10 protein-coding genes are annotated in these 13473 nt (G+C 56.1%); all 10 read right to left on the bottom strand.

From position 1 onward, the window contains the following. Positions 1-97 precede the first annotated feature (97 nt). A complete protein-coding gene (locus tag I6N98_RS04600) occupies positions 98-2797 on the bottom strand; it encodes a winged helix-turn-helix domain-containing protein (RefSeq protein ID WP_198570624.1) in 2700 nt (899 codons plus the stop codon). A gap of 155 nt (positions 2798-2952) precedes the next feature. Next, entirely contained in the window at positions 2953-3300 is a 348-nt protein-coding gene (locus I6N98_RS04595; protein WP_198570623.1) for a hypothetical protein, read from the bottom strand. A 98-nt stretch (positions 3301-3398) separates the two neighbouring features. Further along, on the bottom strand, positions 3399-5735 hold the full coding sequence (locus tag I6N98_RS04590) for a TonB-dependent receptor (protein ID WP_198570622.1): 2337 nt from the start codon (positions 5733-5735) through the stop codon (positions 3399-3401). 271 nt (positions 5736-6006) lie between these two features. Beyond that, entirely contained in the window at positions 6007-6480 is a 474-nt protein-coding gene (locus tag I6N98_RS04585) for a hypothetical protein (RefSeq protein WP_198570621.1), read from the bottom strand. A gap of 317 nt (positions 6481-6797) precedes the next feature. Continuing rightward, a complete protein-coding gene (locus I6N98_RS04580; RefSeq protein ID WP_198570620.1) occupies positions 6798-7922 on the bottom strand; it encodes a thiolase family protein in 1125 nt (374 codons plus the stop codon). Between the two features lie 32 nt (positions 7923-7954). Continuing rightward, entirely contained in the window at positions 7955-8890 is a 936-nt protein-coding gene (locus I6N98_RS04575; RefSeq protein ID WP_198570619.1) for an NAD(P)H-dependent flavin oxidoreductase, read from the bottom strand. A gap of 22 nt (positions 8891-8912) precedes the next feature. Beyond that, positions 8913-10064 carry an acyl-CoA dehydrogenase family protein gene (locus I6N98_RS04570; protein ID WP_198570618.1) on the bottom strand — a complete coding sequence of 384 codons (1152 nt, stop codon included), beginning with the start codon at positions 10062-10064 and terminating at the stop codon, positions 8913-8915. A 24-nt stretch (positions 10065-10088) separates the two neighbouring features. Next, positions 10089-11321, bottom strand: a complete 1233-nt coding sequence (locus I6N98_RS04565; protein ID WP_198570617.1) for an acetyl-CoA C-acetyltransferase — start codon at positions 11319-11321, stop codon at positions 10089-10091. Between the two features lie 53 nt (positions 11322-11374). Then, a complete protein-coding gene (locus I6N98_RS04560) occupies positions 11375-12514 on the bottom strand; it encodes a CaiB/BaiF CoA transferase family protein (RefSeq protein ID WP_198570616.1) in 1140 nt (379 codons plus the stop codon). A gap of 69 nt (positions 12515-12583) precedes the next feature. Next, on the bottom strand, positions 12584-13354 hold the full coding sequence (locus tag I6N98_RS04555; protein ID WP_198571547.1) for a 3-hydroxyacyl-CoA dehydrogenase: 771 nt from the start codon (positions 13352-13354) through the stop codon (positions 12584-12586). Positions 13355-13473: the final 119 nt, after the last annotated feature.

Raw genomic sequence — 13473 nt, 5'->3', positions numbered from 1 at the left:
CGGATAACAACTCCGAGATAGTTGACAATTAGAGCATGCAAGACCCTGCGGGGAAGTGCCCCATCCCTAAGTTTGGTTTGGAGAAAATTCCGTAAAATCAGTTACTAATAAGCTTTAAAGAGCGCGCTTTGGCGATCGCGGAAGAGCGGTTAGAAACCCCTAACTTGTTGTAGAGATTGTAGAGGTGCCACTTCACTGTGGCCACCGAGACAAACAGCCGATCGGCCAGTTGCTGATTGGTAAGCCCCGCCTCGATCAACTGCAACAGTTCCAGCTCTCTGGGCGTCGGTGACTCCAGAAGACCCGACTCACCATCGAGATGTTCCAACTCCTCCAGCGTCGAGCTCTTGGCGATGGGCAGCAACTTGCATATCTCGTTAAAGAATTCCCGCTCTTCGCTGAGGGCGAAGCCCCAGCTTTTGGGCTTGGTGTCGTTAACCAAGCTGGCGATAAGATCGGCGCGGTCTCGAAATGGGCGAATATAGCCCCGTTTTGCGGCCTGGCTAATAGCCCGGGTCAGGAAGCGTGGCGCACTCTGTGGTTTGGTGCCCCTCAAAGCCACAGTCATCTGTTGCAATGAAAGCTCTACCAGATGTCCAGCCCGTCCCTGGGATTTGGCGAGCTCAATCTCCTGTTGCAGGCGTTCGTCGATACCGCTGGTCCGGCCTACGGCAATATCCAGATCAATCAGGGTCTGACTCAGCAAAAAACGGTCGAGGGCGAAATTATAGCCTTGCTCCACCCGTTTGCAGTCTATACCCGCACGTCGGGCCTCATCGACCGCCTCCTCAACGCGGCCCAGTCGCAATAGCCGCTGAATGATGTAGCACTCCAGCATCAAGCTAACCCGCGGCGGAAAGCTGGTGGCGATATCCCGCAACCGGGCTACGTTGATACCTTCCCCCTGCGGCGACGCCCACAGCTTTACGGCGCTGGCTATCGCAAACAAGGCGGTATCGAGGATACCGTGGGTTTGCAGTCTCGGTAGAGACAAAGCCAGATAATCAGCCGCCTCCTGATCTTTGCCGGTTTCAATCGCCGCCAGCGCGGCCAGAGCCGCCACGGTGCTAGTCATACCAGAGCGATCACCGGAACTGTGGCGGATTGACGCCAACGCCGATGTCGCCCGGTCGTGGCAAATGGCGAAATCCCCCTCGTACACGGTGACCAAAGACGACAGCACCGTGACCCAGGCCTGCCCGTAGTCACTATTGGCCTGGGGGATACTGCTCTGGGCGATACCGAAGTAATCTCTGGCGCCGAGAAAATCAAAGGCGACACTGCGTTCGATACCCAACGTACAGGCCACCGTGGCAACATCGAAAGGGTCATCATCCTGAATGCCATCCAGCCACGTTTGGCTCAGCTCACGAACCTCGGACATATCGTCGGTATAGGTGGCACAAGTGGTACGAATAATTGCCAGGCGCCGCCACATCTCATCCTGCTCACCCCTTCCTTCGGTGTTGAGGCGCTCACCGAGCCTTTCTAACTGACGGGCCGCGTAATCGTAGCGACGGTGAAACACCAACGCCCACACATACCAATAGTCCGTTTCCAGGCCAGGTTCACATCCAACTTTCTGAATTTGGTCCACCCAGCCGATAAACTTGCTAAGGTCACCGCGATCACGGACAAAGTTGACCGCCACGCGCTCAAGGCTGTCCACCGCCACCGACCAATCGCCGGCTTCGATCGCGCAATCGATGGCTTCGGACCAGCGGCCTCGCTCTTCAAACCATGCCGACGCCCGTTGCAATATAACCGTTCTGCGGTCTGCGCCTAGGTGTCGCTCGCCTTCATCCAACAAAAATTCACGGAACAGGGAGTGAAGTCGGTACTCAAAACGGTTGCGATCCAACGGAATAATCAACAGGTTATTGCTGATCAAGCGCTGCACATAGTTATCGACTTTCGGGTCGCCACACACGTAGCGACACAGCGGGACATTAAAACTTTGCAGCGGCGCAATGCTGTAGAGAAACTCCCGGAATGCCTGATCAAAGGAGCTGAGTATCTGGTGATTAAGCATCCGCGCCAATTCTATATCCGAGCCGGAAAAACTGCGCAGCACATCAAGGGGCTGTGCCGCATCACGCAGAATAATTTCCATCATCCGCAGCGCCGCTGGCCAGCCTTCACTGACCTGAAGTACTCGCTCAATACCGCTGTCACCGAGGGTACGACACAGCGTATCGCCAAAAATTGTCTCAACCCCGGACTGATCAATGGCCAGCTCCGAGTAACCGTAACGCGCTACATGATCGGCCAAAAGTAAACGATGCAGACTGAACTCCGGTTCACTGGTCGACGCCAGTACCACGTAGACAGTGTTTGCGGTGTTAAGAATCAGCGAATCGAATACACCGCTCAGTGTGTCGTCACTACAGCAATCCAGATTATCGATAAAAAGGACTGTAGCGCCATCCTTAGACTTTAAGGCCTGAGCCAAGGCATCCAACCGCTGATCGATGGGCTCATCGCTTTTATGCATGTCTTCAGACGGGTTGTACCCTTCCTGGCCTTCCGATACACAAAGCTCTAGCCGGCTGATGACTCGCTCAGACGTTGAGTCCGAAGGCCCCAGACATACCCAATAGCAGTGGGCCCCGAATTCGCGATAACGGCCATAGAGAGAGGACAGTAACACGGTCTTGCCATAACCCGTTGCCGCAGTAATCATCGACAGCCGTTTGGCAGGAAGACCACCCTCGGTCAGCGCCTTGTAAGCCGCAGTTTCAACCAACGGAAACGAGAAAACCGGCGGTTCATCGCGATGTAAGTCTGTACGACGCATGGAATTGACTCCCACCACACCCGACTGCCCGGGCGCTAAATTATTATGATGATCTGAGAATTCGCGGATCGGAGGTGTAGCCGATAGCTTGATCATAGCGGTAATTCAGCGCCAAATCGACTTGAGCAGCTAACAGACGGGCACTCGCGCTGCTGTTAAAAAGCAACCGCATAAAGCAGGTAAAGCCCTACCGCGGCCACGCTGCCGTGCATCATCATGCTCCAAATCGGCGCCTTACCCGGGAAGAGGACCCGGAACAACAACAGTCCTCCTACTACGCCTGCCGCAAAGGCGCCTAGAGACCACCAAGCAAGCACCCCGGCTTGGGGCGCATGCAGTAAATTAACAATAAAAAATGCTCCCACCGCGAACAACCCAGCCATACCGTGAGCAGCGCCCAGCCAGGAAGGCAGCGAAACCCGGGTGGTATAGCACAAACCGATAAGCAGGCCGCCCGCCGCCAGACTAGCAAATACCCAGAATAAGATTACGTATGCGGACATGATTCGATTCCTGTCTGTTTCAAGATCGCATATACAGGTGTGAAGGGGGCTCTTCGAGCACCCCGTTCACGGTGATGGGGAACGCGCGGGATAGGTCCCTAGAACTCCAGGGACATTTTCATCCCATACAGTCTGGGCGGACCATAGTTCGGCTTAAAGCCAAAGTCAGAGCCAAAACCACCGGTCTGATAAAGCTCATCGCCAAGGTTTTTGCCAAAGGCCGTCAGGCGCATCTTCCAGGGTTCATAAAGGTAACTGATCCGGGCGCCGTAGGTTGAATAGGCCTCTTGCAGAGAGGTGCTTACATTAGATGTGTCGTAATATTGCTCTGAGGAATAGTAACCATCTATCGACACTTCGAGCGGATTATCATAGATGTACCATGTTTTGCTGAGCGTGAGGGACGCAGTCACATCTGGCGAGCGGACGATCTGATTACCGCTGTAGTCTTGGCCGGCTTCATACAAACCGGTTCCCTCGGCATATCCAGAGCCGTTGGTAAACTTGGTGTACTCTGCCTTGATAAAGGCCGCACCGCCGGTCAACACCAAGTCGTCAATCCAGCTTGGGAAGAGCTGAACGATACCATCGAAGTCAAAACCGTAGCTTCTCGCTTCTTCAGCGTTGTAGAAAGCGATGATGCCGCCTTCAAAAGCCGATACAAATTGCGTCTGCAGGTTAGTGATATCATAGTTAAAGAAGGCACCGTTGAATTGCACCAAACCGTCAAAGAGCTGGGTTTTGATGCCCAATTCAACCGCCTCGATCTCTTCGTCGACAACGTAAGAGGGATCAGCGTACAAGGTCAGCACATTGTAGGTACCACCCTTGATAGCTTCTTGGTAAGACAGATATATCAAAGTGTCGTCGTCAAAGGGACGCAACTCAAACGATACTTTGGGCTTCAAGCTCTCACTACTGACCGTGCCCGGCACCTCTTTACCGTTAGTGTTGTTAACTGCCGTGTCACTGCTGCGGATCTCGGTGACGCTTCCGTCGAGGTTCAATAGCCCGGCACTGGATTCAATGATGTTGCGCTCTTCGTCCTGATAACGAGCCCCCAGGGTGATATCCAACCATTCCGTGACCGTAATGGTGGTCTGGGCAAAAATGCCCAGGGCCTCGGTACCGACCACACCGACTTGCTCAATATCAGTGCCAGGAATCGCCAGATTGAGATTATTGATCAGTTCGGTCAGCTCTCCCGGCAACTGCAAACCAAACAATTCGCCGTTGGACGTCGACAACCCCGCCAAGTTGGTATCAAACTGGAAGAAGCCGCCCTTGCCCTCATAGTAGTTAGCGCCCACTATCCACTGGAGCCATGCAGGACCAACCTCTCCATTAGACAGGAACTGAATCTCCGCTTGCACCGCCTCCAGACGCTGATTACGGGAGGACAATTCCACCAGAGCCTCTGGCGAACCGTCAAAGTCCTGCAGACCGGGACCGATAACAGTCTGATCGCTACCCAGAATCTTCATATCAAACCAAGGCGCGAAATACTCCAGTTCGCCGTAGACAATTTTGGAATCACCCCGAGTGTATACCGCGCCATCGTTGTTACAGTTTTTGTAACCATCTGCGCCTTCGATACCCCCTGCAGCCCCAAGTAGCGTAGGCTCCTCTACACAAGCAAAGTGGGAGCCCGCCCCTTCGTTACCGAATTTCCAGTAGCTAATGGTGGCATCCAGCGAGTCGTTAGGCTGAAACCGCAACTTGGCTCGCCAACCATCGGCTTCTTCCTTGGGCAGGGAACGACCCTCATCGATAGTACTATTGGAAAAATAAGTGTCGCGCTCTTTCTGGAAGCCCGACAAACTAAAGGCGATCTGGTCGGTGATCGGTATATTTACACGCAGTCGCGCAGACAGGTCACCGTAGTTGCCGTAGCTGATATACACCTCACCAAAAAATTCTTCGAACTCGGGCTTTTTCGTGACGACGTTGATAGCACCGCCGGTAGCATTTCGGCCAAACAGCGTACCCTGTGGTCCTTTCAGGATTTCGATACGGTCAACGCCCCCGAAGTTATTACCGAGGTTGTAGGCGAAGGGGAAATACACCCCATCAACATACGTTGTTACGCTGGGGTCTGAGGTCAAAAAGGCATCACTGCCCACACCCCGGAGATAGGTCACAGTAAAGCCTGCCTGCGAACCGACCGTAAGCGACGGCGTCACTGCCTGCAAACCGTCTTGACCATCGACCCCCAGGGCATCCAACTTCTCCGCGCCGAAGGCCTGGATGGAAATCGGTACGTCAGAGGCGTCTTCTTCCCGCTTCTGCGCCGTGACCATAACCTCTTCCAACAAACGACTGCCCCGCTTCTTGGGTTCAGCCCCAGCACCGGAGGTTGTCTGCGCCACAGTAGACAATGACAGTGTCGCTACTGCCGCTGCCAAAACACCCAATCGAATGACTTTCCCGCTCATATTGCACCTTATGTTTTTTGTTTTGATCGCGCTTATGGAGCCACAGTGTCTCCGCGCCTTCACATACTGTCTGAACGTCGTTTAAAAAATGCCGTTGCTGCGAGTACAGTACATTGAATCTTTCAACGAATACTTTACGAAGCCCCCTGTCCACCAGCCCCAAACCTAAGGTTGGGATTGCAGCGCTACCGCAAAAAACCGCCACAAAGGCGGTTAGTTATATCAGCGCTACAATCAGATGCAGCAACCTATCTGCTCTTGACTGGCGCTATCAAAACCCTTCGTTGAAAGCATCTCCGAAGCTGAGTATGGGCGTCAGAATAACATCAAAGGCATCATCAAACTGATCAGCACTGCCCCCGAAATCTTTAAATGCGCCATTGAGGGCATCGAGAAGCTGGGCCTGCGGATCAACCAGCGAGCCGGTAAGACCACTTTGGTTATTGGCGTCATTGACAGGTGCGAGTAGCGAGTTGATCGGATCGTAAGTCATTTCCAGCATTTCCGAGCCGTCTTGAATCAGATCCACAACGGCGAAGGGCTGCAGGGCCGTGGCGCCCTCCATTGCCCCGGCACTCACCAGCAACGAGTTGAGAGTAGGTAACAAATCAGTCGCGAACTCGATGGTGGTACTAGCGGAATCTACTGGGAAAAGCGGTGCGAAAGAAAGTCCGCCTTGGGCACTTGCATGGCTGCTGACAACAAGGGCAAATGCCGCGGCCAGGGGCTTGAGAGAACAGCGCATTACTAACTCCTTTGTTATTTTCGATGTTTACGTACCTACAGCGACTGCGGTTTAGCGCAGCACTTGACATCGTGAAGTGTAGGTAATGGCACTCTGCCCCTCCCCAACCTTTAGTTGTGTAACCGCTATTACTCGGTTCACAGGCTTGGAGGTGACACGCAAATATCGAAATTTAAGTATGATTATCAGTAAGTTGCGTGAAATAGAGGGAATGAATCAGAGGGCGAGAAATTCATTAAAGGAGTGATTCAAGCTGTTGGCAATGGCGCCTAGCGGCGCCGGAAGGGCGCCGCCAATGAGAGCTTATGTGAACCTGATCACACTTCTACAGCAACAACCGTCGCCTCACCGCCACCGATACACAGGCTGGCGATACCGCGCTTCAGGCCGCGATTTTTCAGGGCGTGAATCAGCGTGACCAGGATACGGGCACCAGAGCAGCCCAGGGGATGGCCCAACGCGCAGGCACCACCATTGACGTTGATTTTGTCCAGCGGCACACCCATCAGTTTGTGGGGCAACAGGGCGACCAGGGCAAAAGCTTCGTTGATTTCAAACAGGTCGACGTCGTCTACCGACCAGTTCAGATCGGCCAGAAGCTTTTTCACGGCGTGAACCGGCGCCACCGGGAATTGCTCGGGCGAACCGGCATGACGGGCACAGCCGACGATTTTGGCCATGGGCTCCAGGTCGATGCCCTCGCCGCCGATCAACAGGGCTGCCGCGCCATCGGAAATGGAGCTGCTATTGGCGGCAGTGACGATACCGTCTTTGCTGAAGGCCGGTTTGAGGTGACGAATTTTTTCCGGGCGGGCGTTGCCGGGCTGTTCGTCGGTAGCGATGTCATTTACCGCTACGATCTCATTGGCGAAAGCGCCGCTTTTCTGCGCCGCCAGGGCGCGCTCCAATGACATCAGCGCGTAGTCGTCCAGCTCTTCCCGGGTGAATTTGTACTCGGCGGCCACGGCCTCACCAATTTGCCCCATCAATTTGCCGGAGTAGGCGTCTTCCAGGCCGTCGACAAACATCGCGTCTTTGACGCTTTTATGGCCAATGCGGTAGCCCTGGCGGGCCTTGTCCAACAGATAGGGGGCGTTGCTCATGCTCTCCATGCCACCGGCAACCACCAAGTTGCTGCTACCCGCTTTGATCTGGTCTACCGCGTTGATAACGGTCTGCATACCCGAACCGCAGACTTTGCTGACGGTGGTACAGGGTACAGAATCCGGCAGACCAGCTCCCAGTGCCGCCTGGCGGGCGGGTGCCTGACCGATACCGGCAGAGATTACGTTGCCCATCAGCACTTCGTCGATCTGACCGCGAATGGCTTCCGGACAGGCCGCCGCGATGGCCGCCGCTCCCAGCTCCGGTGCGCTTTGTGACACAAACTGGCCATTGAGGCCGCCCAGGGCGGTACGTGTAGCTGAATAAATATAGGGCATGATTCTCTCCCGAATTAGCGTGATGAATGCGGTTATTGAAAACCCGCCAGACGCTCAAAGGCCTGACGGTATTCGTCTTTAAACTGGCTGACGATGTCAGCGGCGGGCTGAACAGAATGGATAGAGCCAATCCCCTGCCCAGCTGACCAGATGTCCTTCCAGGCTTTGCTGTCGCCGCTGAGTTCTTCGCCGGGGTCAAACTCGGGGGTGACGACCTTGGCCAAGTCAACGCCCGCTGCCTGCAAACTGGGGGCGAGGAAGTTGGCCGGCGCGCCGGAAATTTTTGGTGTGTAAACAATATCGGCAGCGCTGTACTGAGTCACCATGGCCTTGTAGCCGTCGTTGGCCAAACTCTCTTGGGCGGCAATAAAGCGCGTGCCGGCGTACGCCAGATCGGCGCCACAGGCCAGCGCTGCCAGCACCGCATCACCTGTGCTGATACAACCGCTGGCCAGCAGCGTTTTGTCGGTCATGGCCCGCAGCTCGGCGATAAAGGCAAAGGGGTTATAGGTGCCGGCGTGACCACCGGCGCCCGCGCAAACGGCGATCAATCCGTCGACGCCGGCCTCCAGCGCTTTTTCAGCAAAGCGGATAGTCGTGACGTCGTGAAACACCAGACCGCCATAGCTGTGCACCGCCTCCACTACCTCTTGGGCGGCACCCAGAGAGGTAATCACCACCGGTACCTTGTGCTTCACCGTCAGTTCCAGATCTGCCTGCAAGCGGGGGTTGCTGCGGTGGACGATGAGATTAACCGCGTAGGGCGCGTCCTCGTCACCCAGGGCGTCGCCAATGGTATTGAGCCACTCTTCGTAGCCTTCGCTGGTGCGCTGGTTCAACGCCGGAAAACTTCCCATCACGCCGTTTTTACAGCACTGAATAACCAGCTCGGGGCCGGACACCAAAAACATGGGTGCCGCCACCAGAGGTAAGGTCAGACGGTTTTCAAGGGATGCGGGTAGCGCCATGGTGATTCTCCTAACTGCTGCTCTAACTGGCTAAAAGTCCTCGAGAAATAATCATCCGCTGAATTTCACTGGTGCCTTCGTAAATACTGGTAATGCGCACATCCCGAGCAAAACGCTCCAGCGGGTATTCCCGGTTGTAGCCGTGACCGCCCAGTATCTGCACGCCATCATAACAAGCGCGGTTGGCGGCCTCGGTTGCATACAACTTACCCATGGAGGCCTGGGGCGCAAAGTCCCTGCCCGCCTCTTTTAGTGCTGCGGCCTGCATAATCAATAGCCGGGCTGCCTCCAGCTCGGTGTAGCGATCCGCCAGCATCCACTGCAGTGCCTGGAAGTTGGCGATGGGCTGACCAAATTGTTCGCGCTCCTTGGCGTAGTCTTTGGCATAGTCCATTGCCGCCAGACCAATACCCAGTGCCAGAGAGCCAACGCCAATGCGGCCGCCGGCGAGTTCGCCAAGTGCAACTTGGTAGCCGCGGTTAAGTTCGCCCATCAATGCAGACGCAGGAATGCGGCAATTATCGAAGTACACCGGATTGGTCGCAGAGCCTTTCTGGCCCATTTTCTCCTCGGCGGGGCCAACTTCCAGGCCGGGGGTCTCCCGCTCTACCAGGAAGCAGGAGATACCTTTACCCCGCTTGGCCTCTTTGTCGGTCACCGCCCAGACCACAAATACCCCGGCGTATTCGCCGCTGGTGATATAGGCCTTGGAACCGTTCAGCACCCACTCGTCGCCATCTTTAACGGCAGAAGTGCGCATACTGGAAGGGTCCGAACCGGCACCCGGTTCGGTTAGGCAAAAGCCCGCTGCCGGATATTCGCCGCCGCAGATTTTGGGCAGATAGGTTTGTTTCTGCTCTTCTGAGGCCACTGACTGAATCACCTCAGCGACCATGTTAGTCACAGACACGGTTACCGCCGTGGAGGCACACGCTCTGGCCAGCTCGGTGATAGCGAGGCTAAAAGCGACAGTGCCGGCGCCGGTGCCGCCGTAGTTGGGGTCGACGTTGAGTCCCATAAAACCCAGCTCGGCAAGGCTGGAGAGATTAGCCAAAAACGTCTCTCGACCCTTGCCTTGATCCAAGGCCTCAGCGTTTGCGGCCAACTCCTTTTTGGCAAACTCCCGCGCTGTAGTCTGAATCAACAACTGCTCTTCGCTAAGATCAAAATTCATGGTGCAACTCCGCTTATTGTTGATTTAAAGTCGTTCGATAATGACCGCCGGCGCCATACCGCCACCGGTACACATAGTCACCAGACCGCGTTGCAGTCCCCGGCGTTCCAGCTCGTCCAGCACGGTGCCGATCAGCATCGACCCGGTGGCACCAATGGGATGGCCCAGCGCCATGGCGCCACCGTTGACGTTGACCTTATCGCGGTCAATGCTCAACTTGCGAATGTAGCGCTCGACGACAACAGAAAAGGCTTCATTGACTTCAAACAGGTCGATATCGTCAAGGGTCAGCCCGGCTTTGTTAAGCACTTTCTTGGTAGCTTCCACTGGCGCATTCAGCATCAGGGTTGGGCAATCACCCATGTTAGCGGTGGCGACAATACGCGCCCGGGGCGTCCAGCCCTGCTTTTTGGCGTACTCCGGAGACGCCAGCAAAATGGCCGCTGCGCCATCCACCACACCCGAGGAGTTACCGCCGTGGTGAACGTGGTTGATCTGCAAATCGGGGAATTTTTGTTGGATCAGCGAGCGGTAAGTGGTGCCACCTTCATCCAGCGGTTGGTCTGCCATATCCGCAAAGGAGGGACGCAACTGGGAGAGGGTTTCCAAGGTCGTACCGGGGCGGGGAAATTCTTCTTTGTCCAGCGCCAGGGTGCCGTCTTCAAAATACACCGGCACCAGGCTTTTATCGAAGTGGCCGTTCTCAATAGCGTGGGCGGCGCGCTGCTGGCTCACCACCGCCAGGGCGTCCAGCGCTTCCCGGTCGATACCTTCCAGGGTGGCGATGGCATCCGCACACACGCCCTGGTTGGATTGGGGGTGGCGGGCCCGCAGGCGCAGGTTGCCGTTGTCCATTAATGTAGGTAGACCGTTGTCGTAACCGTAGCTGGACATCATCTCGGCGCCGCCGGCAATGACCACGTCTTCCATACCCGCCATTATCGATGACGAGGCGATATTAAAACTGGTGATCCCCGAGCCACAAAAACGGTCCAGCGTCACGCCACTGCTGGTGATGTCGTAGCCGGCATCCAGGGCTGACATCCGTCCCATATCCCCGGAGTGACGGCCGTGCTGGCAGCTGGTGCCCCAGATAATATCGTCGACGTCGGCGGTGTTAAGGTTATTGCGCTCCGCCAGCGCCTTGAGCACCGTGGCGCCCAACTGCTGGGGGTGTATCTCTGTAAGTGCACCTTTGCCTCTCTTGCCAATACCTCGGGGGGTACGGCAGGCATCGATAATCCACGCTTCGCTCATGGTGGTCTCCTACAATCTGATGGTAATTAGGTATGTGTTAGTGAACAGCGCTCTTAAACCAGAATGCCTTGTTCCCTGAGCGCGCCAATCTCCTCCACGCTATAGCCCAGTCGCAGCATAACTGCTTCGTTATCCTGCCCGGCCATGGCCGGCGATTCAGGCTGCGCAGCCGGCGTACGACTAAACTTGGGCGCCGGTGACGGCTGCACGACGCCGTCTTGGGTATAGAAGCTACCGCGTTGCTGATTGTGTGGGTGCAAGGGGGCTTCCTTCATCGACAGCACCGGCGCAAAACACACATCGCTGCCTTCCAATAGCTCGCACCACTGATCGCGACTGCGGGTTTTGATCAGGGCGGTAATTTTTTCCTTCAGGCTGGGCCAGTGCTGGGGGTCGTTCTGATGACCGAACTCATCGTCGCTCAGTTCCAGTTTGTCCCGCATAAGCTTATAGAACTGCGGCTCGATGGCGCCCAGGGTGATGTATTTGCCGTCGCTGGTTTCGTAACTGTCGTAGAAGTGAGCCGCGCCGTCCAGCATGTTGCTGCCGCGCTGATCCTGCCAGCGACCATCCGCCATCCAGGCATACATCATGTGCATCAGCGTGGCGGCGCCTTCCACCATGGATACGTCGATGACCTGTCCCTTGCCAGAGCGGCCGGCTTCATACACCGCACACATCACCCCAAAGGCGAGGAACATGCCGCCGCCGCCAAAATCCCCCACCAGGTTCAGCGGTGGTTTGGGCGGACGATCGGGATCACCCATGCCGTGCAAGGCACCGGACAAGGCAATGTAGTTGAGGTCGTGACCGGCGGCCTGGGCCAGCGGACCGTCTTGGCCCCAACCGGTCATGCGGCCGTAAACCAGCTTGGGGTTGTGGGCCATACAGTCTTCAGGGCCGATACCCAGACGCTCGGCCACGCCGGGGCGGAAGCCTTCAATCAACACGTCCACGCTGGCGCACAGGCGATGCACCAGCGCCACGCCCTCTGGGCTTTTCAGGTTGACGGCAATGCTCTGCTTGCCCCGCTCACTCACGGCATCGGGGCGGGCTTTATCGCTGGACTTGCGGGTAAGAGAAATCACTTCTGCGCCCATATCCGCCAGCATCATGCCGCAAAACGGCGCCGGGCCAAGACCTTCCAGCTCGAGGACTTTTAGCCCCGCCAGGGGACCTTTGCCATTGTTCATCACGATTTCCTCTAATCTTTACCGCGCGACACGCTCGTCTTCACCATCGTTCGCTTTGGCGATCAAGTGCTATTTCGGCTGCATCCGCAGACCGGCGTCCATACGCACGCACTCGCCGTTGATGTAGTCGTTTTCAATAATAGACGTGACAATGTGGGCGATGTCCTGGGGGCGGCCCAAACGCTGGGGGAACAGCGGTGTGCGGCTCAAGGACTCATAGACCGGCGCCGGCAGGGATTCAAACATCGGCGTATCGATCAAGCCCGGGGCAATGGTGTTAACGCGGATACCAAAGGTGGACAGGTCCCGAGCGATGGGCAGGGTCATGCCGACAATGCCACCCTTGCTGGCACTGTATGCGGCCTGACCAACCTGGCCTTCAAAGGCGGCCACAGAGGCGGTATTAACGATCACGCCGCGACAGCCATCTTCGGTCAGCGGCTCGTTCTTGGTCATCTGTTCGGCGCATAGGCGCAGTACATTAAAAGTACCGGTCAGGTTGACCGCCAGGGTTTTGCTCCACAGATCCAGGGGAAACGGGCCGTCTTTGCCTACGGTTTTGCTGCCGGTGGCAATGCCCGCGCAGTTGATATTGAAGTGGATGGCACCGAAGGCTTCAACGGCTTTGGCAACGCCGGCTTTGACCGACTCCTCATTGGTAACATCGACCTGGGCAAAGATCACGCTATCACCCAGTTCTTTGGCTTTGGCTTCACCAAGCTCGGCGTTAACGTCAAAGATCACGCCTTTGCCGCCCAGCGATACCAGTCGCTTGAGAATTTCCAGACCCATGCCCGACGCGCCGCCGGTAACCACAGCCACTTTATCTTTGATATCCATGGTGATGCCCTCGCTTAAATCATTGTTGTGAAGATCGGCAGATGCTGTAGTCATCACGCCGACACTTAAAATTCGATGAGCATTGTGGCGTTGAGAGCAGGCAGTGACCATGATCTGCG

This window comes from Spongiibacter nanhainus (genome assembly GCF_016132545.1).
Taxonomy (GTDB): domain Bacteria; phylum Pseudomonadota; class Gammaproteobacteria; order Pseudomonadales; family Spongiibacteraceae; genus Spongiibacter; species Spongiibacter nanhainus.
This window is presented reverse-complemented; position numbering and strand designations above follow the sequence as displayed.